The sequence below is a fragment of the Deinococcus ficus genome, from assembly GCF_003444775.1.
Classification (GTDB): Bacteria; Deinococcota; Deinococci; order Deinococcales; family Deinococcaceae; genus Deinococcus; species Deinococcus ficus.
In genome coordinates, this window is record NZ_CP021081.1 from 1,106,428 (window position 1) to 1,127,513 (window position 21,086).

Below are 21,086 nucleotides of genomic sequence, written 5' to 3' on the forward strand. Positions count from 1 at the left end.
GAACCAAAGCCCACACGGCCGCGTAACGACTCCCAAGGAGGCTTCACCTATGCCACTCACCACCGTCGCCCTCGTGCTCCTGCTGCTGGTCGTCATCACCCTGTTCGCCGGCGTGAAGAGCGTCCCGCAGGGGTACCAGTGGACGCAGGAACGCTTCGGCAAGTTCCAGCGCACCCTGAAACCCGGCCTGAACCTGATCATTCCCTACGTGGACCGCATCGGCCGCAAGGTGAACATGATGGAACAGGTCCTGGACGTTCCCAGCCAGGAAGTCATCACCAAGGACAACGCCCTCGTCACCGTGGACGGCGTCGTGTTCTACCAGGTGCTGGACGCCGCCAAGGCCAGCTACCAGGTCGGGAACCTGCAGCAGGCCACCCTGAACCTCACCATGACCAACATCCGCACCGTGATGGGCAGCATGGACCTGGACGAACTGCTCTCAAACCGCGACCAGATCAACGCCCGGCTGCTGATGGTCGTGGACGAGGCCACGGAGCCGTGGGGCGTTAAGGTCACCCGCATCGAGGTCAAGGACATCCGCCCGCCCGCCGACCTGGTCGCCAGCATGGCCCGCCAGATGAAGGCCGAACGCGAGAAACGCGCCAACATCCTGGACGCCGAAGGCTTCCGGCAGGCCGCCATCCTGAAGGCCGAGGGCGAGAAACAGGCCGAGATCCTCAATGCCGAGGGGCAGCGGCAGGCGGCGTTCCTGCAGGCCGAGGCCCGTGAACGTCAGGCGCAGGCGGAGGCCGAGGCGACCCGCATGGTCAGCGAGGCCATCGCCGCCGGGAACGTGCAGGCCATCAACTACTTCATCGCGCAGCGCTACGTGGACGCCCTGAAGGACGTCGCCACCGCTCCCAACCAGAAGACCCTGATCCTGCCCATCGAGGCGACCAGCGTCCTGGGCAGCCTGCAGGGCATCGCGGAAGTCGCCAAGGAAGCCTTCGGCACGCGCGACAGCTTCCGGAACCGGGGCTGAACGCATGGACTGGCTTTCCAGCCTGGACCGCCTGCAATCCTGGCACTGGTGGGTGCTCGGCGCGGGCCTGCTGATCCTGGAAGTGCTCGCGCCCGGCATCTTCTTCGTGTGGCTGGCCCTGGCGGCCTTCGTGATGGGCCTGACCGTGTTCGTGCTGCCGCTGGCCGTGCCGGTGCAGCTGCTGCTGTTCGCGGCGCTGAGCGTGGCGAGCGTGCTGATCGGCCGGCGCTACGTGAGCCGCCTGGCGCTGGGCGGCACCGAGGGCGAGGACCTGAACCGCGGCGGGGAGCGCTTCGTGGGCCGCCACGTGGTCGTGACCACCGCCATTCACAACGGCGTGGGCCGCGTCCGGGTGGGCGACAGCGACTGGCGCGCCACCGGGCCCGACATGCCGGCCGGAAGCACCGTGACGGTCGTCGGCGCGGACGGAACCACCCTGATCGTGCAGTAACCCCCGGAACGGGCAGGGCCGAAGGCAGACTGCACGCCTTCGGCCCTGGTCCTGCCCTTCAGCCCTGCCGGGGATACAGCCAGCCGCGCAGCCAGCGGGACAGCAGCGGCAGCACCGGCCAGTTCAGGAACACCGTCGCCAGGAACGCACTGGGAATGATCGCCGCCCACCAAGGCCACCCCACCGTGAACGGCGCCGCCAGCCTGCTGAACAGCAGGATCAGAGGGTACACCCCGATGAAGCCCACCACCACGTTCTTCCAGAAGCTGGGCGGCCGCACGCCGGGCGGCCGGTCGAACCACGCCTCCAGCCCCGCCGCCTCGCGGTAGTGGACCTCGGTGGCCGTGAAGCGCGGCAGCTCCCGCAGCGCCAGCTGGTACCGTTCGGAGTGCCGCCAGGCGTCCAGGGCCGCCTGAGACTCGAACCGCAGCAGCGTGATGTACTCCGGCAGCGGCGCCGTGCGGTCCCGCAGCACGTGCAGGCCCTGAAAGCCCGGGTGGGCGTCCAGCAGGTCGTGGACGCCGCGCGCCCAGGCCTCGTACGCGTCCACCTGCTCGGGGTGCACCCGCTCGGTGATCACCAGGGTCACGCCCTCCGGGCTGCCGGGGGTGGGGGAGGGCACGGTCATCGGGGCGGACGGCGGAGTGGACTCAGGGCTGGACGGGCGGGTCAGCATGATCGTGCGTCAAGGTAGCGCAGCGGACCGGGCCGCGGTGTCCCCGCCGCGCGGCGCGCCGTACCATGGGCGCATGTCCCTGCGCGCCCTGACTGTCCTGCTCAGCTTCAGCGCCGTTTCCACCTCCGCCCTCGCCCAGACCCCGAAAACCGAGACCTTCGACGTGTTCACCTTCACCGCGCCTGCCGGCTGGACCCGCGCGGCGCCCAGCACCGGCGTGCTGCGCTTCAGCCGCTCCCGGGACGGCCTGTACTGCCTGTTCGACCTGTACCGCTCGGCCCGGGGCACCGGCCGGCTGGACGCGGACTTCCAGGCGGAGTGGGCGAACCTGGTGGTCAAGCCGCTGAGCCCCGAAGGCGCGCCCGAACTGGACACCGGCCCAGCCCAGAACGGCTGGCAGAACCGGCTGGGCGGCGCGCCCTTCACCTACGAGGGCGGCACCAGTCTGGTGGTGCTCTCCACGTACAGCCACAGTGGGGGGCAGCAGGCGGCCAGCATTCTGATGCTCACCAACGACGAGGGGTGCCTGAACGACTTCGACCGCTTCCTCGCCGGGGTCAAGCTCGGGCGCCCGGCCGCGGCCACCCCGGCGCCCGCTGCTCCCCCGACTCCTGCGGCCACCACGGCCAACGTTCAGCCGGTCAAGTCGACCTTCGCGTTCAACACCACGACCTTCGACGACGGCTGGGTGTCGGTGGAGCAGAAGGACTGGGTGCTGTCCCGCAAGGGCGCCGTGACCGTGCGCCTGCACTACCCGCACCCCGCGCTGGGCTACGAGCCCGACTCGGACAAGCTGCTCACCCGGGCCTGGAACACGCTGGTCGCGCCCCGCTACCGCGACCTCCAGGGCTTCGGGCAGGGCTTCGACACCCTGAACTTCGAGCGGCCGCATCTGGCTGCCGGGACCGCCACCAGCGTGGAGACCGGGCAGCGCGTGTACGTGGCGCTGTTCAGTCAGGCGGAGAGTGGCTGGATCGAGGTCGTCACGCCCGATCAGGCCACCTTCGAGCGGGAGTTCGGCCTCACGCCGGCCGGGATGTATGGCGCGGACCGGGAGCGCCTGAACCGCCTGCGCAACCTGCGTGGCCTGAACCGCTTCGCCGTGAGCGCCGCTGACCTGAAAGGCGAGTGGAGCAGCAGTGCCGGCGGCATCACCCAGTGGGTGAACTCCTTCACGGGCCTCAGCGCGGGCGCCACCGGGTTTTCCAGCAACGTCACCTTTACGTTCGGGCCGGGCAGCGCGTACACCTGGAATCTGGTCATGGCGAGCGGCGTGATCGGCGCGCAGAATGTCCAGAGTGCCCGCAGCAGCGGTCAGTTCAGCATGAAAGGCAACTGGCAGGTCAACTTCAGCGACATCGAGCGCCGGCCCCGGCTGTACAACGCCTACTTCGAGGCCGGGCGGGGCGGGCAGCGCATCCTGTGGCTGCAGGACACCGGGTACGGCGGGTACAGCGCCTTTGTTCGCGTGAAGTAGGGGCGACGCGGGCCGGCACAGGACACAAAAACCCCCGCCTGCAGGCGGGGGTTTCTGATCCGGCCGGGGTTCAGCGCTTGCTGAACTGGGGGGCGCGGCGGGCCTTCTTGAGGCCGTACTTCTTGCGCTCCACTTCGCGGGGGTCGCGGGTCAGCAGGCCCTTGGGCTTGAGCTGCGCGCGGAAGTCGGGGTTGACCTTCAGCAGGGCGCGGGCGATGCCCAGCTTGATGGCGTCGGCCTGGCCGGTGGGGCCACCGCCGGTCACGGTGATCAGGGCGTCGTAACGGCCGGCGGTGCCGGTTTCACGGAAGCCCTGCAGGGCGTGCACGGCGCGCAGCAGACCACGGAAGTAGGTCTGGAATTCCTTGCCGTTCACGATGATCTTGCCTTCGCCAGGGCGGAGGAACACGCGGGCCACGGCGGCCTTGCGGCGGCCCGTGCCGTAGAACTGTTCGGGTTGCTGGATCGCCATTATCGGACCTCGACCTTCTGGGGCTTCTGAGCAGCGTGGGGGTGCGTTTCGCCGGCGTACACCTTCAGGCGGCCGTGCATGGCGCGGCCCTGGCGGCCCTTGGGCAGCATGCCGAACACGGCGTGCTCGATGACGCGCTCGGGGTGCTTGGCGATGGCCTGACGGGCGGTTTCCTTCTTCAGGCCGCCCTGGTAGCCGGTGTAACGGGTGTAGACCTTGCCGTCCAGCTTGTTGCCGGTCAGGGCGACCTGGGCGGCGTTCAGGACGACCACGAAGTCACCCTGAATCATGTTCGGGGTGAAGTCGGGGCGGTGCTTGCCACGGATGCGGCTGGCGATCAGCGTGGCCAGGCGGCCGAGGGGCACGCCGGCGGCGTCCACGACGATCCAGTTCTGCTCGTCATTTTTGGGGATGTAGGTTTTCACCGTTGAACTCCGGGGTTCGGCAATTGCTTGCCGAAAAGGGGGATTTTGGCTGCGACACGCCCCGCGGTTCGGGGGAGAACTTGCGTGCGTGTCCGGGGGCCTCCCGGTCGCCTCGGCCCTACCAAGCACGAGGCACTAAACTGAAGGGTACCAGATGACCCCCACCACAGGCAAGCGCCTCGCCCCGTGCCAGACCGCGTGTGGCGGGGCGTGCGGGCGTACGCTGGGGCATGTTCACCATCCGCCCCGCCACGCCCGCTGACCTGGGCGACTTCTACCGCATCTGCCTGGAAACCGGCGACAGCGGCCTGGACGCCACTGGCCTGTACGCCGACCCGCAGCTGCTGGGCCACGTCTACGCCGCGCCGTATCTGCTGCACGCACCGGACTTTGCATTCGTGCTGCAGGACGAGGCGGGCGCCGCCGGGTACGTGATCGGCGTGCCGGACTCGCAGGCGTTCGAGGCCACCCTGGAACGGGAGTGGTGGCCGGCCCTGCGGGACCGCTACCCGGACCCGGCCGGGATCCCCCCGGCCGAGCGCTCCCGGGACCAGCGGATGATGCACCTGATTCACCACCCCCACCGCACCCCGGACAACCTGATGGCCGAGTACCCCGCGCACCTGCACATCGACCTGCTGCCGCGCGCGCAGGGCGGCGGGAACGGCCGGCGGATGATGGACGCGCTGTTCGGTGCGCTGCGGCAGGCCGGCGTGTCCGGCGTACACCTGGGCGTCGGGGCGCGCAACGAGCGGGCGCAGGCCTTCTACCGCCGCCTGGGCTTCACGGACCTCAGCCGGGGCGACTGGGGCGCCACGATGGGCCTGCGCTTCACCGGCGGGGCGGGGGAGCCCGGAACCTCCGCGTGACGTGCCCCACGATCACGGCCCACTCCTTCCCGGTGGGCTGGTGGGCCATGTCCGGCAGGCTGAGCAGTCCCCCACCCGCCGCCTGGGCGTAGCTGCGCCCCTCGACCGGCGGGCAGAAGGTGTCGCGCTCGCCCACCACCAGCAGGGCCGGCAGCCGCTGCGTTCCCGCGTGCGTCAGGGGGGAGCCCTCGTGCCACTGCTCGGGCGTGAACACCGCGTCGTAGTACCGCCGCAGGGCGCCCAGGGTGGTGGCCGCGTACACCCGCCGGAAGTCTGTCGGCGGGCTCACCGTGACCACCGCGGACGCTCTGGTGTCCTGCGTGGAGGTCGTGAGCAGCGCCAGCATGCCGCCCATGCTGAACCCCAGCAGGACCGTGTGCGTCACGCCCGGCTGCCCGGCCAGCCAGTCCAGGGCCCGGGCCGTGTCCCGAGGGCCGCTGCGGCCGTAGTCGTCGCACCCGCCCGACCCCAGCCACCCGCGGGAGGACAGACTCACCGCGTGCCAGCCGCGGGCATGCAGCAGCCGCGCGGGCGTGGCCATAGATGAGGCGTCCTGCCCCCAGCCGTGCATCAGTAAGACGGCGGGCGCGATTCCAGGCTGCCACCAGGTGTACCCGCCCAGCATCACGTCGCCGGCGTCCACGCTCACGCGCGCCGCGTCCGGAAGGTCAGGCAGCTCCAGGCCAGGAATGGTCACGCCCTCCATTGTGCCCAGTCCGGCCCCCGCCCGCCGGGGGTTTCCGGTACACTGCCGGCATGACCTTCACTTCCCTCACCGGAATGATGATGCGAATGCCCCGGCGTCCCTGACACCGCGGGGAGCACGGGGCGGACCTGACGATGGGTCCGCCCCGCACTCATTTGCACGCGCCGCTCAGGGACGCCGCACGCGCCGCGTATGCTGTACAGGTTGCAGTTCCGCCCGCCTCCCATTAGGGCCGGCCGGACAGAGGAGAACGACAGATGCCAGACCAGAGCAAAGACTTTTACCTGACCACCGCCATCGACTACGCGAACGGTGCGCCGCACATCGGGCACGTGTACGAGAAGATCCTCGCGGACGCCATCGCCCGCTACCAGCGCCTCGCGGGGCGCCAGGTGACCTTCGTGATGGGCACCGACGAGCACGGCGAGAAGATCAGCAAGGCCGCCGCCAAGTCCGGCCTGACCCCCCAGGCGCTCGTGGACGACCTGAGCATCCGCGCCTTCAAGAGCCTCTGGGACCGCCTGGACATCGGGTACACCGACTTCATCCGCACCACCGACGGCCGCCACAAGCGCTTCGTGCAGGACATCCTCCAACGCGTGTACGACGCCGGCGACATCTACTTCGCCGAGTACGAGGGCCTGTACTCGGTGGGGGCCGAGCGGTACGTCACCGAAAAGGAACTCGTGGAAGGCCCGGACGGCATCCGCCGCTTCCCCGGCGACAAGGACCCCCCGGAACTGCGCCGCGAAGCGAACTACTTCTTCCGCATGGACAAGTACCAGGGCTGGCTGCTCGACACCCTCAAGGCCAACCCAGAGCTGATCCAGCCGGCCGGGTACCGCAACGAGGTGCTGGAAATGCTGAAGGAGGACATCGGCCCCCTCAGCATCAGCCGCCCCAAAAACCGCGTGCCGTGGGGCATCGAACTGCCCTGGGACCCGGACCACGTCACGTACGTGTGGTTCGACGCGCTGCTCAGCTACCTCACGCCGCTCGTCAGCCGCGGCGAGCAGCCCGAGGACGTCAGCGGCAAGAACTGGCACGTGATCGGCAAGGACATCCTCAAACCCCACGCGGTGTTCTGGCCGACCATGCTGCGCGCCGCCGGGCTGCCCATGTACCGCCGGCTGGTCGTGCACAGCCACATCCTCGCCGAGGACGGCCGCAAGATGGGCAAATCGCTCGGCAACGCCATCGACCCCGAGAAACTCGTCGGCGAGTACCCCATCGACGCGATCCGCTACGCCATGCTGCGCGAGGCCACCCTCAGCGCCGACAGCCCCTTCGGCGAGGGCATCCTGGTCAGCCGCCTGAACAGCGACCTCGCCAACGACCTCGGCAACCTGCTGTCCCGCACCGTCAGCATGATCCAGAAGTACCGCGGCGGCGCCATTCCTGCCGCCGGCGAGAAGACCGACCGCGACCGCGAGGTTGAGGCGGCCGCCGTGGCCCTGCCGGCCCAGGTGCTGAAACTCGTGGACGACCTGAAGGTCAACATGGCCATCGAGGCCGCCATGAACTTCGTGCGGGACCTCAACCGCTACATCGCCGAGAGCGCCCCCTGGAACCTCGCCAAGAGTGACGAGACGCAGGCGCGCCTGGACACCGTGCTGTACACCGCCGCCGAGGGCCTGCGCGTCGCCAGCGTCGCGCTGGAAGCCGTGATTCCCGGCAAGGCCCGCGAACTGCGCGCGCAGCTCGGCCTGGGCGGCGCCACCTACACCCTCACCGGCGCCTGGGGCCTCACGCCTGCCGGCACGCAGGTCCAGGGCGGCGCGATCCTCTTCCCGAAACCCGAGCCCAAGGCCGCGCCGGACCCCGTCAGCCCCGCCCCGCCCCAGCCGAAGAAAGAGAAGGTCAAAGTGAACGACGCCCCCACCCCCGCCGCCCCGCCTGCCGCCCCCGCCCCGGACGCCCAGCCCCAGGACGACCTGATCAGCATCGACGACTTCGCCCGCATCGATCTGCGCATCGCCGAGGTCGTGGCCTGCGAGGCCGTGGAGAAGGCCGACAAGCTCCTGAAACTCACCGTGAAACTCGGTGAGGAGACCCGTACGGTCGTCAGCGGCATCCGCAAGTGGTTCGAACCCGAGCAGCTCGTCGGGCGCAAGGTGGTGCTGGTCGCCAACCTGAAACCCGCCAAACTGCGCGGCATCCAGTCCCAGGGCATGATCCTGGCCGCCGAGGACGAGCACGGCAACCTGGACCTGGTGGGCACCGGGCTGGACCTGCCCAGCGGCACCAAAGTCCGCTGACCGCCCGCACGAACCGCCAGGGGAGCCCGCGCAGGCTCCCCTTCGTCATGCCGGGATTCCGTGCATTTCATGAGGTTTTCCGTGCCCCGCCGCGCTGGGGGTGGACTACACTGCCCGCATGCCGTTCGTGGTCGTGTCAGGACTGTCAGGAAGTGGGAAGAGCACCGTGCTCCGCGCGCTGGAGGACGCCGGGTTCTTCATCACGGACAACCTGCCGCCCGAACTGTGGGGCACCCTGCACGACCTCGCCCAGGCCCGCGGCCTGACCCGCGTGGCCGTCAGCACCGACGCCCGCACCCGGGAATTCCTGGGCGCGCTCAGTGACAGCTACGCCCGCCTGGCCCGCCGCCGCGAGGATCTGCGCGTGCTGTTCCTGGAGGCCACCGACGACGTGCTCCTCAAGCGTTACAACCTCACCCGCCGGGAACACCCCCTGGGCGACACGCTGATGGTGGACTTCGCGCGGGAACGCGACCTGCTCGCCCCGCTGCGCGCCATGGCCGACACCGTGATCGACACCACCAGCCTCAGCGCCAAGGAACTCGGCGACCGCGTCCTGCGCCTCTTCCGCCTGGAACACGACTTCCACCTGCGCCTGCTGTCCTTCGGGTTCAAGCACGCCCCACCCCGCGACGTGGACCTCGTGCTGGACGTGCGCTCCCTGCCCAACCCGCACTACGAGCCGGACCTGCGCGACCGCACCGGCCTGGAACAGGACGTGGCCCGCTACGTCTTCCAGGATCAGGCAGGCGAGGACTTCTACGCCGGCCTGCGGGACTTCGTGCGTCTCTCCGCCGAACGGGCCCGCGCCAGCGGCCGCCACGGGTACACCGTCGCCGTCGGCTGCACCGGCGGGCAGCACCGCAGCGTGGCCGTCGCCACCCGCCTCGCCGGGGACCTGCGTGACCTGAACGTGGACGTCACCGAGCACCGCGACATGCCCCTGGTCCCCCGCGCCAGCGCCGACCTGCCCCGGCCCGCCGAGGCACCCGCCTCCGAGCCGACGCACCTGGACGCCCGCAAGGCCGCCGCGCAGAAAGCCCAGGCAGGCGCCAAAGGCCCGAAAGTCGGTGACCGCGGGTGAGGGAACTGCGCCTGCCGGGCGCCGCCCCCCTGCGCTCCGCCGTGCCCCCGCGCCCTGCGGAACGGCCCGGGTCGCTGCGGCGCTGGCTGGCCCCCGGCATCGGCGTGAAGCGCTGGCTGACCCTGTTCATCCTGTGCACCGCGCTGGGCGCCGTGGGCTTCCTGCACTTCACCTGGACCGGACCGCTGCACCCCCTCGCCACCCGCTGGATCCTGACCCTGAACAGCCTGATGGACCCCGGGGTGCTGCCCCTGCACGCCATCGGCATCACCGTGACCGCCCTGGCGCTGCTGGGCGCGCTGTGGAGCGTCGTGATGCTCAACCGCCAGCTGCTCAGCAGCACCGGCACCGCGCCCGCCCGCGCCATGGACCTGCTGTACGAACAGCGCACCCTCACCCGCGGCCCCAAAGTCGTGGCGCTGGGCGGCGGCACCGGCCTGTCCCGCCTGCTCACCGGCCTGCGCGACAGCACGCAGAACACCACCGCCATCGTCGCCATCTCCGACGACGGCGGCAGCAGCGGCCGCCTGCGCCGCTCGCTGGACATGATCGCCCCCGGCGACCTCACCGACTGCTACGCCGCGCTCAGTGACAGCCCCGTTATGGCCCGGCTCATGCTGCACCGCTTCGAACGCGGCGACGGCATCCAGGGCCACACCTTCGGGAACCTCATGCTCGCCACCCTCAGCGAGGAGGAGGGCGGCCTGGGCGAGGCCATGCAGGACATTCACGAGGTGCTGCGCATCCGCGGGCGCGTGTACCCCGCCACCGCCCGGCCCGCCACTCTCTGCGCCCGCCTCAGCGACGGCCGCACCATCCAGGGCGAAAGCCAGTTCGCCACCCTGGTCGGCGACGCCCACATCGAACAGGTGAGCCTCGACCCGCCCGACCTGCCCGCCCTGGACGCTGCCCTGGACGCCATCCGCGACGCGGACGTGATCGTGCTCGGGCCGGGCAGCCTCTACACCAGCATCATCCCGGCCCTGCTGGTCCCCGCCATCACCGAGGCCCTGTGCGCCGCCAGCGCGCCCATCGTGTACGTCGCCAGCCTGATGACCGAACCCGGCGAAACCACCGGCCTCACCCTGGAAGACCACGTGGACGCCATCACCCGCCACCTGGGCCGCACGCCCGAACACGTCCTCGTGAACAGCACCGTGCCCAGCCCGGACGTCATGGACCGCTACCACGCCGAGGGCGCCGAGTTCCTCACCCTGAACGGCGCGAGCCGCGCCCTGCGGGGCCGCGTGCACACCCTTCCCCTGATTCACCCGGACCTCGCGCGGCACGACCCGGCCGCGCTGGTCCAGGCGATCCTGGGCCTGATTCCGCGCCGCCTGCTGCCTGTCGACGTCGGCTGATCCGGGCGCATGCTCAGGCGAGGCAACGCTTTGAAGACCGCTCGCGTATAACGGTTCAGATGCCCAATTTCCGTCCTCCATCCCGCCAGATGGGCGGGACGCCGTGACCCGCCCCGCCCCCCCGCCCCGCCCGGCCGACCGGGTCGGGTCGCGCCGCTACGCGCTGGCCCTGCTGCCCCTGGCCCTGCTGGGCCTGCTGCCCGCCTGGATCGTGGTCCTGCTGTGCGGCCTGTACGCCCTGGGCGTCCGGAACCCCAGTTGGGAGCAGGCGCGGCTGCTGGGCAGCCTGCTGATCGTGGGGGCCGTACCACTCCTGGCGCTGCGCTCGGCCGACTTTTCCGACGCTGGCGGCATCGCCCTGATCGTGGGTCTCTACGTGATCACGTCTCTGGCGGTGGCCCTCTTGCACTGGTCGGCACACGAACTCGGTGAGGGCAAGACCCGCGGCCTGTGGCCGGTCCTCGCCCTGGGCCTGATCGCGCCGCAGCCCGGCCTGCTGCTCGCCCTGGCTGGGGGGCAGCTGGCCCGTCCGGGCCTGGACGGCCGCCGTGGGGAGAACACCCCCTGGTCCCCGCGCGTCTGGACCGGCCTGCTGGCCGCCGGGGCCGCCGTGCTCACCCTGGCCTTCGTGCTGCCGCGCGCGCCACTGAACCCGGCGGGCCTGTTCACCCAGCAGGCTGCCACGACAACCCAGGGGGGCATGCCTGCCGCGCCCGCCCCGGCCCAGCCGGACCCGGCCGCGGGCGACCCGGAACTGACGGACGGTGAGCGGCCCATCGAATTCCGGGTGAACGGCGCGGACGCCCGCCTGCCCATCGAACTGGGCGGGTCCCTGTTCATGCTCGCGTTCATCCTGGGCATGATCGCCCTGTGGCGCGGCAAAACCCTGCGGCGCCGGGGCCAGCGGCCCGGGGCGGCCGAGCTGGTCATGGCGGCCGGACTTCTGCTCACCGCGGTGCTCTGGTTCGCGGTGGCGGTATATCTGGGCGCGACCACAGGCCATGGAAGCGCCACCGGGCCGCCCAGGACCCTTCCCGAAGTCTTCCAGAAGGCCACCGACACCTTCCTCTCCGCCCGGGCGGGCCGCCAGCTGGACGTCACGCCCGTCGCCGTGACGCTGGCGTGGCTGCTGGTGGCCGTGACCCTGCTGCTCGTGCTGGCACTCGTTGCCTACCTGCTGTTCGTCCGCGCGGAAAGGGAAGAGGCGGCCCGCCGGGCGACCGAGACCGGGACCGCGCCCGCTCCGGCGCCGGCCAGCCCGCCTGCCCCCCGCCACCGCGTCCGGCTGGCCTACGCCCAGGCCGAGGGCCTCCTGGCCGGCACCGGCCGGTCCCGCGAACCCACCGAGTCCCCCGCGGCGTTCGCCGAGCGGCTCTCGGCCCTGGACCCCCACCTCGGCCCGGCGCTGGACGTGCTGACCCGCGCGTATCTGCCGGTCCGGTACGGCGGTCACCTCACCGACGAGGACGCTGACGCCGCCGAGGCAGCCGTGCAGGACCTCCGTCGGCTGCTGCCCACCCTGCCCGCCCGGGTCCTGACCCCCTCGGAGCCGGCTGACCGCCGCTCTCCCTCCATTCCCCCTGAGGCCACCCCATGACCTACACCGAACTGACCGCCCCGTTCACCTCCGCCCCTGTCCTGCCGGCCCGCGTGCTGGAGAATGTCGCCCGCGTGCTGGTCGGGAAGGAGGGCGTGACTCGCCTCGCGCTGGCCGGCGTGCTGGCTTGCGGGCACATCCTGCTGGAGGACGCCCCGGGCACCGGGAAGACCATGCTGGCCCGCGCGCTGGCCCGTAGCCTGGGCCTGGACTTCAAGCGCGTGCAGTTCACCCCGGACCTGCTGCCCGGTGACGTGACCGGCGTGAGCGTGTACCGCCCGGCGACCGGCATCTTCGAATTCGTGCCCGGCCCGATCTTCACCGGGGTGCTGCTGGCCGACGAGATCAACCGCGCCACCCCGAAGACGCAGTCGGCGCTCCTGGAGGCGATGGGGGAGGGGCAGGTCACGGAGTCCGGCGTGACGCACCTTCTGCCGCCGCCCTTCGTGGTGATCGCCACGCAGAACCCCGTGGAGCACGAGGGCACCTACCGCCTGCCGGAAGCGCAGCTGGACCGTTTCCTGCTGCGCCTGTCGGTGGGCTACCCCACGCTGGACGAGGAGGTGCGGCTGCTGGACCGCCTGCAAACTGTGCATCCCATTCACGCGCTGGAGAGCGTGGTCACCCCGGCCGACCTGCTGGACGCGCAGCGGCAGGTGCGGGACGTGCACGTGTCCGCGGACCTGCGCCGGTACATTGCGGCCCTGGTCGCCCGGACCCGCCAGCACCCGATGGTCGCGCTGGGCGGCGGGCCGCGCGCCAGCCTGGCGCTTCAGGGGGTCGCGCAGGCGCTGGCCTTCCAGGCGGGCCGCTCGTTCGTGCTGCCGGACGACGTGCAGGAAGCCGCGCCGGGCGTGCTCGCGCACCGCCTGAGCCTGCGGATCGAGGCGCGGCTTCAGGGCCAGGGGGACGCGCAGGTCGTGGAGGAGGTCCTGGCGGCCGAACCGGTGCCGGTCGAGCAGGCGGCCGGCCCGCGCCCATGAGCTGGGCTGCCTCCGCGCTGCTGTGGCTGGGCGTGCTGGCCCTGCTGGTGGGCGCGGTGTGGGCCGCGTACCGCCGGCCACCCCGCGTCATGCTGGACCGGAGCGTGCCGCCCAACGGCTTCCAGGGCGCTCGCCTGCCACTGCGTGTGCACGTCACGCTGCGCAGCGTCCTGCCGGTGCGGTACGTGCTGGAGGACCCGCCGCCGCGCAGTGTGGTCGCCGATCAGGCCGTGACGTTCGCCGGCGCGGCCGTGGGGCAGGGCGAGTTCATGCACGAGACGGCCGTGCTCCTGAACCGCCGCGGCGAGTACGACTGGCCGGACGCGACGCTGCACTGGGCCGATCCGTTCGGGCTGTTCTGGCGCAGCGTGCGTCTGCCGGTCCGCACGCACCTGACCGTGTTCCCCGGCTCGCACGGCCTGATCCTGCCGGACCTGCTGCGCCCCCTGCTGTCCGAGGGCACGCCCACCCGCCGCATGGGCCTGGACGACCCGATCAGCCTGCGCGGCGCCCGCGAGTACCAGCCCGGGGACCCGCCGGGCCGCGTGCACTGGCGCCTGAGCGCCCGCACCGGCACCCTGACGGTGCGGGAACTGGAGCGCATGGCGGCCAGCAGCGTGACCGTGTACGTGGACACCACCCACGGCAGCGACGTGTACGTGGACAGCGCCGCGCGGCTGGCGTCCAGCCTGCTGCGCACGGCTGCCGAGGCGGGCCTGCCGGTCAGTGCGGCCTCCAACGCCGGGATCACGCCCTCCGGCACGGCCGCAGACGCGCAGCACGCGGCCCTGGCGCACCTGGGCGGCCTGACTCCCAGGGACGAGCCGCCTGTGATTCCGCCCACGCGCGGCGGGGGGAACCTGATCATCCTCACGCACCGGCCCACGCCGGACCTGATCCGCCAGGCGATGCTGGCCCGCGCGACCGCCAGCCGCGTGAGCATCGTGGCGATCCCCGAGGGATTCTACCTGGAGCCCGGCGAGAACCCCCGCCGGCAGCACGTGGGCCTGCCCGACAGCATCCGCGAACTGGAACGGCAGGCGTCCGCGCTGGCGGGAACGGGCGTGCTGGTGTTCATCCTGCGCGGCAACCAGAGCGTGCTTCAGCTCGGCGCGGCGTAAGGGCAGGGCGGAGGGCATTCGGTTCCGCCGCCCTCGCTCGTCCTGGGTGCCGCTCAGCCTTCGAGCATGGCCTTCCAGCCGTCCGGGTCCTCGCCCACGCTCAGGTACTTGCCGCTGCGCACCAGCGGCAGCACCAGCAGTTCCGGCGTCTCGATCATCCGGGCGATCACGCCCTCCTCGGTGGTGCGCAGGTACGCGAGGTTGCTCTGCTCGTACGCCTTCCCGCCGGTGTCCAGCAGGGCATTCACGCCGAACTTCTGCACGAAGCGCGCCAGTTCCCCCCTTGCGATGGGCCGCTCCTTGAGGTCCACGAAGTGAATCTTCACCTTGCGTTCCTTGAAGAAGCGCTCGGCGGCGCGCGTGGCCGCACTTTTCTTCACGCCGAACACCTGAACCTGCACGCTGGGGGCACTCATGGCCGGGAGTGTAGCGCCGGGTCCGCCCGGGGGCGGGGGGAGCCGCACCGTAGAATTGCCCCTATGACTGCCGCTTCCCCCTCGACCGGACCTGATACGCCCAGGCCCGACACCCTGGTCCTGATCGACGGGCACGCCCTGGCCTTCCGTTCCTACTTCGCGCTGCCGCCCCTGACGAACAGCCAGGGCGAGGCGACGAACGCCATCCTAGGGTTCATGCGCCTGACGCTGCGGCTGTGCAAGCAGCGCGGCAACCAGGTGATCGTGGTGTTCGATCCGCCCGTGAAGACCTTCCGGCACGAGCAGTACGACGGGTACAAGTCCGGCCGCGCCGAGACGCCCGCCGACCTGCCCACCCAGATCAACCGCATCCGGGAGATCGTGGACGCCATGGGCCTGCCCCGCCTTGAAGTCAACGGGTACGAGGCGGACGACGTGATCGCCTCCCTGACCCGCAAGGCCGAGGGAAGCGGCATGCAGGTCCGCATCCTGACCAGTGACCGCGACGCCTACCAGCTGCTGGACGAGCACGTCAAGGTGATCACCAACGACTTCACGCTGATGGGCCCCGAGCAGGTGGTCGAGAAGTACGGCGTGACCGTGCGCCAGTGGGTGGACTACCGCGCCCTGACCGGGGACGCCAGCGACAACATTCCCGGCGCGAAGGGCATCGGCCCGAAAACCGCCGCGAAACTCCTGCAGGAGTACGGCACCCTGGAGGGCATCTACGAGGCCGCGAAGGCCGGCACCCTGAAACCCGACGGCGTGCGCCAGAAACTGCTGGACTCCGAGGAAGCCGTGCAGTTCAGCCACGAACTGTCGTGCATGGTCACGGACCTGCCGCTGGACGTGGAACTCGGCGTGGGCCGCCTGCCGGGTGACCCGCAGCGCCTGGGGCAGCTGCTGACCGAACTCGAACTGCACAGCGTGCAGCGCGACATCCTGACCCTGAACGCCCGCGCCGCGGCCGACGCGGCCGGCCTGCCGGACGCCGTGCTGGACGCCACGCACCGCGCCGCCCCGGCCGACGAGCAGGCCACCCAGCCCGCCGCCGCGCTGCCGCAGGCCACGGCCGCCGAGTGGCGCACGCCCCGGCAGGGCGTGGTGTGGGGGTACGTGCTCTCCCGTGAGGACGACCTGACCGCCTCCCTCACCGCCGCCGCGACCTTCGAGGCGGAAGGGGAGGGCGGCGTGGTCCGCGTGGCCCCGACCGTCACCCCGAAGGAGCGGCAGGCGCGGGAAGCGGCCGCCCCGGCGGGGCTGTTCGACGGCATGCTGGACCCTGACCGGGCCGCGCCGCCCACCAAGGCGCAGCTCAAGGCGCAGGAGAAGGCCCGGAAGGACGCCGAGAAGGCCGCTGCGAAGCTCGCCGCGCAGTACCCGGACACCGTGGACGACGCGGAGTTCATCGGGCAGCGCACCGTGACGGCCGCCGGCGCCAAGGCCCTGGCCGCGCACCTCAGCGTCCGCGGGCTGAAGGTGGACCCCGGGGACGACCCCCTGCTGCACGCGTACCTGCTGGACCCGGCCAACATGAACATGAGCGTGGTCACGCAGCGGTACCTGGGCCAGCCCTGGCCGGAGGACGCCGGCACGCGCGCCGCGATCACCGCGCACCTGCTGCACGACCTGCCGCCCCGCCTGGACGACGCCCGCCGCACCCTGTACGCGGACATGGAACTCCCGCTGTCCACCGTGCTCAAGCGCATGGAGGTGCGCGGGGTGAAGCTGGACCGCGACTACATCCAGACCCTTGCTATTCAGGCCGGCGTGAAGCTCGGCGAGCTGGAAAAACGCATTCACGAACTGGCCGGCCGGGAGTTCAGCGTCCGCAGCCCGCAGCAGCTCGAAACCGTGCTGTACGACGAACTGGGCCTCGCCAGCGGCAAGAAGACCAAACTCACCGGCAAGCGCAGCACCGCCGTCGCCGCCCTGGAACCCCTGCGGGACGAGCACCCGGTCATCCCGCTGATCCTGGAGTACCGCGAGCTGGACAAGCTGCGCGGCACGTACCTGGACCCCCTCCCTAACCTCGTGAACCCCCGCACCGGCCGACTGCACACCACCTTCAACCAGACGACCGCCGCCACCGGCCGCCTGAGCAGCCTGAACCCGAACCTGCAGAACATCCCCATCCGCAGCGAGCAGGGCCGCGAGATCCGCAAGGGCTTCATCGCCGAGGACGGGTACTGCCTGATCAGCGCCGACTACTCGCAGATCGAACTGCGGCTGCTGGCGCACATCGCCGAGGACCCCCTGATGCGCCAGGCCTTCCAGGAGGGCGCCGACATTCACCGCCGCACCGCCGCGCAGGTGCTCGGCATGAGCGAGGCGGACGTCGGCCCGGACCAGCGCCGCGCCGCGAAGACCGTGAACTTCGGCGTGCTGTACGGCATGAGCGCCCACCGCCTCAGCCGCGACCTGGGCATCCCGTACGCCGACGCGGCCGGGTTCATCGAGACGTACTTCAGCACCTACCCCGGCATCCGCCGCTACATCGACCGGACCCTGGAGTTCGGGCGCAAGCAGGGGTACGTGGAAACGCTGTACGGCCGGCGCCGGTACGTGCCGGAACTCACCGCCACCAACCGCACCCTGCGGGAGGCCGGGGAGCGCCTCGCGTACAACATGCCCATCCAGGGCACCGCGGCTGACATCATCAAGTACGCCATGATCCGCCTGGACCGCGAACTGGAACCGCTGGGCGGCCGGCTGCTGCTGCAGGTGCACGACGAACTGCTGATCGAGGCGCCCACCGCGCAGGCCGAGCAGATCGCCGCCGTGACCCGCGAGGTGATGGAGCACACCGTGCAGCTCAGCGTGCCGCTCGCGGTGGAGGTCGGCACCGGCCCCAACTGGTTCGACACGAAGTAAGGAGGCCCCTCCCTTGACCCGGTCCGCGCCCCGCACCACGGAGTCCGCCCTGGCGACGATGTTCGTCCTGACCATCCTGTACCAGGCGTACTTCGTGTGGCTGGACTTCCGGATCGACAAGCCGATCAACGCCTGGCTGAACGTGGGCGGCATCGTGTTCATGAGCGGCCTGCTGATCAGTCTGCGGTTGCGGCGGCTGCGGATGAGCCGGGCGGCGTACTACACGGTGCCGTTCGTGGCGTTCTGGCAGGCGGTGTTCCTGCTGATGGGGCTCGCGTCGCCTGCGGCCACGCCCATCACCACCTACACCACGCACGTGATCACGGTGCTCATCGCGTTCGCGTTCATGCCGCTGCGGCTGGCAGGCGTGCTGACGGCCGTGTACTGGGCGGCGCTGGCCGCCGTGACGCTCACGCGCAGCGCCGTGGACCTCTCCACGTTCGGGGACGTGGCCTACATCACCCTGCTGGCCGGGTTCCTGGGCACGCACGGCCGGCAGCTGTACGAGGAACGCCGCCGCGCGGAGACGCTGGAGGACCTCGCGCACCTGGACGTGCTGACCGAACTGCCGAACCGCCGCGCCATGCTCCTCGCGCTGCGGGCCCGGGAGGGCGCCGCCCCCGGCGCCGAGGACCCCAAGCCCGACATCCTGGTGCTGCTGGACATCGACCATTTCAAGGCCGTGAACGACGGGCACGGGCACGAGACGGGCGACGCGGTGCTGCGGCACGTGGCGGGACTGTTGCGGGCCGGCACCCGGCACCGCGACGTGCTGTGCCGCTGGGGCGGCGAAGAATACCTGCTGCTGCTCGTCGAGACGTCCCTGGACGAGGCGACCTTCATCGTGGAGCGCCTGCTGGCCGACGTGCGGCACGCCCGGCCGATGGGCCTGCCCCCGGTGACCCTGAGCGCCGGGCTGTCCGTGTGGCTCCCCCCGCAGACGGCCGAGGCCGCCATCGCCCATGCGGACGCCCGCCTGTACGAAGCCAAGCGGGCGGGCCGGGACCGCTGGGCGGCCTGAACCGGGCGGGGGTCAGAGGGCCGCGAGCACCTCTCGGGCCGCGGTCCGGCCGGCATTCACGCAGTCCGGCACGCCCACCCCGGTGAAACTGCACCCCACGGCCCGCACGGTGGCCGGCAGGCTGGCCTGCATCCCGGCCACGCGGCCCAGGTGCCCCAGCTCGTAGGCGGGGTTCTTGCCGCGCCAGTCGCCGTAATGGTAGTGCAGCGGCTCGCCCTGCACGTTCAGGAATTCGTGCAGGTACAGCTGAGCGAGTTTCCGGGCCACGCCCGGCTCGGTGGCCTTGAAGAACACCCGCATCAGCACGTGGCCTTCCGGCGCGCGGCCGGCGAGTTTGCTGCTGTGCACCGTGATCGCGGTCATGGGCAGCCCCTCGGACGGCGCGACCAGCAGCCCGTGCGTGTTCAGGTCGAAGTCCACCTGATCGGCGCGGTACGCGAAGGTCACGGCGGCACTGCTGTTCGCGCGGAACTGCGCCATGCGGCGCGCCGCGTCCGGGAAGGACCCGTTGAACATCGGCGCGGCGTACCACGCGGGCACCGCGGAGATCACCGCGCGCCCCCGCAACTCCTCGCCGCTGCCCAGCCGCACCCCGCCGTCCAGCACACGACTGACCGGCGTGTTCAGCCGAACGTCCCCGGTCAGCCGCGCGGCCACCGCGTCCGGCAGGGCCCGCATCCCCCCCCGGAACGACGTGAAGATGGGCCCGGTCGCGCGGGGCGTGGCGCGGCTCCCGGCGATCAGGCTGCCGTACCGGCGTTCCATCGCCAGGAACTGCGGGAAGGACGCCTGCATGCTCAGTTCCTCCGGGTTCGCCACGTAGATCCCGGCGGCCATCGGCACGATGAAGTCCAGCGCCTCCTCCCCGAACCGCCGGCGCATGAAGCCCGCCAGCGACTCGTCCTGCCCGTCGTCGGGTTTCGGCGGGACGTTCACCTCCTGCAGGAAGCGTTCCGTGCCGGCGGGGGAGAGGATGCCGCTTTGCCGGAAGGACTCGTCGTCCATCGGCACGAACATCTTCAGGTTGGGCGGGAAGTCCAGCAGCCGCCGTCCCCGCAGGAAGTACAGGCGCCGGGACTCGGTGCGCGGGTGGATCTCCTCGGCTTCCAGGCCGACCTCGCGGGCCAGCTGCAGCGCGTGCGGCTTGCCGTTGATGAACGCGTCCGCGGCCCGCTCGATCAGGAAACCGTCCTCGGTGAGCTCACTGTGCACCTTGCCGCCCAGGTAGTCGCCGGCCTCCAGCAGGACGTACGGCACGCCCTGCTGCTGCAGCTCCCACGCGGCGCTCAGGCCGGTCATGCCGCCGCCGACCACGATGACGGGCAGGTCAGCCCCCGGCATTCTCAGGCTTCGGGCAGCGCGCGCCCGATCACGCTCGCCAGCGTCCCGATGAACAGCGGATCGGTGTTCAGGGCCGGCGGGCGGACCAGCGTCATGCCCAGTTCCTTGGCGACTTCCTGCGCGGCGATGTCGATGTCGAACAGGATCTCCACGTGGTCGGACACGAAGCCCACCGGCACGCTCACGACCTTCTTCACGCCCTTGCCGGCCAGGTCGGTGAGGTGCTCGTCGAGTTGCGGTCCCAGCCAGGGCTCCGGGCTGCGGCCCGCCGACTGGAAGCTCCAGCTCCACTGGTCGTCCCGCAGGCCCGCCTGTTTCGCCACGAGCTGCGCGGATTCCATGAGCTGGTCGGCGTACGGGTCGCCCTCCCGCTTGATCCGCACCGGCAGGCTGTGCGCGGAGAGGACCACGTGCACGTCATCCCGCTCGCCTTCCGGGAACTCCTGAATGCCCTGCCGGACGCGGTCGGCCAGGGCCGTGATGTACCCAGGTTCGGTGTGGTAGTCGTCGATGAACACGAAGTCGATGTGCCCGTGGTTCATCTCCAGGCCGGCCTTGATCTTCTTCTGGTACTTCGCGACGCTCATGCTGGAGTAGTGTGGGGCCAGCACGATCGCGACCGCCTGCTGGATGCCGTCGTCGAGCATGTCGCGCACGGCGTCCTCGATCCACGGGGACCAGTGCCGCATGCCGATGTATGCCTTGAGCGGCCGGCCGAGCTTCTGCAGTTGCGCCATGGTGGCGTCCACCTGCGCGCGGGTGAACTCCGGCAGGGGGCTCTTCCCGCCGATCAGGCGGTAGTTGTTGGTGATCTCGTCCAGCACGCTGGCGGGCGTGACGCGCCCGGCGCGGATGTCGGAGAGGTACCCGGGCATGTCCTCCAGGGACTCCGGGCCGCCGTAGGCCATGAACAGCACGCCGATGGTGCCGGGCGCCACGGGGGTCTGGGTGGGGTCAGGGGTGGTCATG

19 protein-coding genes are annotated in these 21,086 nt (G+C 71.0%); 12 read left to right on the plus strand and 7 right to left on the minus strand.

All coding sequences use genetic code 11. The annotated features are described in order from the left end of the window. Nucleotides 1–49 precede the first annotated feature (49 nt). Both DFI_RS05460 and DFI_RS05465 read left to right on the plus strand, forming a co-directional pair. Nucleotides 50–985, plus strand: a complete 936-nt coding sequence (locus DFI_RS05460; RefSeq protein ID WP_022799692.1) for an SPFH domain-containing protein — start codon at nucleotides 50–52, stop codon at nucleotides 983–985. A gap of 4 nt (nucleotides 986–989) precedes the next feature. Next, on the plus strand, nucleotides 990–1,436 hold the full coding sequence (locus tag DFI_RS05465) for an NfeD family protein (RefSeq protein ID WP_027462438.1): 447 nt from the start codon (nucleotides 990–992) through the stop codon (nucleotides 1,434–1,436). Between the two features lie 58 nt (nucleotides 1,437–1,494). Here DFI_RS05465 and DFI_RS05470 read toward each other — a convergent pair whose 3' ends face one another. After that, a complete protein-coding gene (locus DFI_RS05470; RefSeq protein ID WP_244940328.1) occupies nucleotides 1,495–2,112 on the minus strand; it encodes an antibiotic biosynthesis monooxygenase in 618 nt (205 codons plus the stop codon). 73 nt (nucleotides 2,113–2,185) lie between these two features. On the opposite strand from DFI_RS05470, the gene DFI_RS05475 reads away from it, so the two are divergent. Further along, nucleotides 2,186–3,589 carry a hypothetical protein gene (locus tag DFI_RS05475; protein ID WP_027462440.1) on the plus strand — a complete coding sequence of 468 codons (1,404 nt, stop codon included), beginning with the start codon at nucleotides 2,186–2,188 and terminating at the stop codon, nucleotides 3,587–3,589. A 70-nt stretch (nucleotides 3,590–3,659) separates the two neighbouring features. Here the strand turns inward: DFI_RS05475 and rpsI are convergent, their stop codons facing one another. Together rpsI and rplM are read right to left on the minus strand one after the other, a co-directional pair. Further along, nucleotides 3,660–4,061, minus strand: a complete 402-nt coding sequence (gene rpsI / locus DFI_RS05480; protein WP_022799688.1) for a 30S ribosomal protein S9 — start codon at nucleotides 4,059–4,061, stop codon at nucleotides 3,660–3,662. After that, nucleotides 4,061–4,486, minus strand: coding sequence for a 50S ribosomal protein L13 (rplM, locus tag DFI_RS05485; protein WP_022799687.1), 426 nt, complete (start codon nucleotides 4,484–4,486; stop codon nucleotides 4,061–4,063). Before rplM ends, rpsI begins: the two co-directional genes overlap by 1 nt. 230 nt (nucleotides 4,487–4,716) lie before the next feature. On the opposite strand from rplM, the gene DFI_RS05490 reads away from it, so the two are divergent. Then, complete coding sequence (locus DFI_RS05490; RefSeq protein WP_043777577.1) at nucleotides 4,717–5,355, plus strand: GNAT family N-acetyltransferase; 639 nt, start codon at nucleotides 4,717–4,719, stop codon at nucleotides 5,353–5,355. On the opposite strand, the gene DFI_RS05495 is transcribed toward DFI_RS05490, so the two are convergent. After that, nucleotides 5,318–6,052: an alpha/beta hydrolase family protein gene (locus DFI_RS05495; protein ID WP_244940329.1), complete on the minus strand. Its 735-nt coding sequence runs from the start codon at nucleotides 6,050–6,052 to the stop codon at nucleotides 5,318–5,320. The two genes, DFI_RS05490 and DFI_RS05495, sit on opposite strands and share 38 nt — an antisense overlap. Before the next feature lie 266 nt (nucleotides 6,053–6,318). Between DFI_RS05495 and metG the strand changes: the two genes are divergently transcribed. The 6 genes from metG (at nucleotide 6,319) to DFI_RS05525 (ending at nucleotide 14,465) form a co-directional block, all read left to right on the plus strand. Then, entirely contained in the window at nucleotides 6,319–8,319 is a 2,001-nt protein-coding gene (gene metG / locus DFI_RS05500) for a methionine--tRNA ligase (RefSeq protein WP_027462441.1), read from the plus strand. A 118-nt stretch (nucleotides 8,320–8,437) separates the two neighbouring features. After that, entirely contained in the window at nucleotides 8,438–9,403 is a 966-nt protein-coding gene (rapZ, locus tag DFI_RS05505) for an RNase adapter RapZ (RefSeq protein WP_081425785.1), read from the plus strand. A gap of 41 nt (nucleotides 9,404–9,444) precedes the next feature. Beyond that, nucleotides 9,445–10,764, plus strand: coding sequence for a gluconeogenesis factor YvcK family protein (locus tag DFI_RS05510; protein ID WP_051307667.1), 1,320 nt, complete (start codon nucleotides 9,445–9,447; stop codon nucleotides 10,762–10,764). 103 nt (nucleotides 10,765–10,867) lie between these two features. Further along, nucleotides 10,868–12,361, plus strand: coding sequence for a DUF4129 domain-containing protein (locus tag DFI_RS05515; RefSeq protein ID WP_027462443.1), 1,494 nt, complete (start codon nucleotides 10,868–10,870; stop codon nucleotides 12,359–12,361). After that, nucleotides 12,358–13,344, plus strand: a complete 987-nt coding sequence (locus DFI_RS05520; RefSeq protein WP_027462444.1) for an AAA family ATPase — start codon at nucleotides 12,358–12,360, stop codon at nucleotides 13,342–13,344. Before DFI_RS05515 ends, DFI_RS05520 begins: the two co-directional genes overlap by 4 nt. Next, nucleotides 13,341–14,465: a DUF58 domain-containing protein gene (locus tag DFI_RS05525; protein ID WP_027462445.1), complete on the plus strand. Its 1,125-nt coding sequence runs from the start codon at nucleotides 13,341–13,343 to the stop codon at nucleotides 14,463–14,465. Before DFI_RS05520 ends, DFI_RS05525 begins: the two co-directional genes overlap by 4 nt. 53 nt (nucleotides 14,466–14,518) lie before the next feature. Here DFI_RS05525 and DFI_RS05530 read toward each other — a convergent pair whose 3' ends face one another. Next, complete coding sequence (locus tag DFI_RS05530) at nucleotides 14,519–14,881, minus strand: ArsC/Spx/MgsR family protein (protein ID WP_174234911.1); 363 nt, start codon at nucleotides 14,879–14,881, stop codon at nucleotides 14,519–14,521. A 63-nt stretch (nucleotides 14,882–14,944) separates the two neighbouring features. Between DFI_RS05530 and polA the strand changes: the two genes are divergently transcribed. Both polA and DFI_RS05540 read left to right on the plus strand, forming a co-directional pair. Next, on the plus strand, nucleotides 14,945–17,755 hold the full coding sequence (gene polA / locus DFI_RS05535; protein WP_043777579.1) for a DNA polymerase I: 2,811 nt from the start codon (nucleotides 14,945–14,947) through the stop codon (nucleotides 17,753–17,755). A 13-nt stretch (nucleotides 17,756–17,768) separates the two neighbouring features. Further along, complete coding sequence (locus DFI_RS05540; protein ID WP_051307610.1) at nucleotides 17,769–18,776, plus strand: GGDEF domain-containing protein; 1,008 nt, start codon at nucleotides 17,769–17,771, stop codon at nucleotides 18,774–18,776. Nucleotides 18,777–18,788: 12 nt separating this feature from the next. On the opposite strand, the gene hemG is transcribed toward DFI_RS05540, so the two are convergent. Both hemG and hemH read right to left on the minus strand, forming a co-directional pair. Continuing rightward, nucleotides 18,789–20,117: a protoporphyrinogen oxidase gene (hemG, locus tag DFI_RS05545; protein WP_027462447.1), complete on the minus strand. Its 1,329-nt coding sequence runs from the start codon at nucleotides 20,115–20,117 to the stop codon at nucleotides 18,789–18,791. Nucleotides 20,118–20,119: 2 nt separating this feature from the next. Beyond that, entirely contained in the window at nucleotides 20,120–21,085 is a 966-nt protein-coding gene (gene hemH / locus DFI_RS05550) for a ferrochelatase (RefSeq protein WP_027462448.1), read from the minus strand. Between the last annotated feature and the right edge of the window lies 1 nt (nucleotide 21,086).

Coding starts and splice junctions, on each gene's coding strand:
- DFI_RS05525 (WP_027462445.1), top strand. CDS start 13,341: ATGAGCTGGGCTGCCTCCGCGCTGCTGTGGCTGGGCGTGCTGGCCCTG.
- metG (WP_027462441.1), top strand. CDS start 6,319: ATGCCAGACCAGAGCAAAGACTTTTACCTGACCACCGCCATCGACTAC.
- DFI_RS05520 (WP_027462444.1), top strand. CDS start 12,358: ATGACCTACACCGAACTGACCGCCCCGTTCACCTCCGCCCCTGTCCTG.
- DFI_RS05490 (WP_043777577.1), top strand. CDS start 4,717: ATGTTCACCATCCGCCCCGCCACGCCCGCTGACCTGGGCGACTTCTAC.
- DFI_RS05470 (WP_244940328.1), bottom strand. CDS start 2,112: ATGCTGACCCGCCCGTCCAGCCCTGAGTCCACTCCGCCGTCCGCCCCG.
- hemH (WP_027462448.1), bottom strand. CDS start 21,085: ATGACCACCCCTGACCCCACCCAGACCCCCGTGGCGCCCGGCACCATC.
- DFI_RS05465 (WP_027462438.1), top strand. CDS start 990: ATGGACTGGCTTTCCAGCCTGGACCGCCTGCAATCCTGGCACTGGTGG.
- DFI_RS05460 (WP_022799692.1), top strand. CDS start 50: ATGCCACTCACCACCGTCGCCCTCGTGCTCCTGCTGCTGGTCGTCATC.
- rpsI (WP_022799688.1), bottom strand. CDS start 4,061: ATGGCGATCCAGCAACCCGAACAGTTCTACGGCACGGGCCGCCGCAAG.
- DFI_RS05530 (WP_174234911.1), bottom strand. CDS start 14,881: ATGAGTGCCCCCAGCGTGCAGGTTCAGGTGTTCGGCGTGAAGAAAAGT.
- hemG (WP_027462447.1), bottom strand. CDS start 20,117: ATGCCGGGGGCTGACCTGCCCGTCATCGTGGTCGGCGGCGGCATGACC.
- polA (WP_043777579.1), top strand. CDS start 14,945: ATGACTGCCGCTTCCCCCTCGACCGGACCTGATACGCCCAGGCCCGAC.
- DFI_RS05475 (WP_027462440.1), top strand. CDS start 2,186: ATGTCCCTGCGCGCCCTGACTGTCCTGCTCAGCTTCAGCGCCGTTTCC.
- rapZ (WP_081425785.1), top strand. CDS start 8,438: ATGCCGTTCGTGGTCGTGTCAGGACTGTCAGGAAGTGGGAAGAGCACC.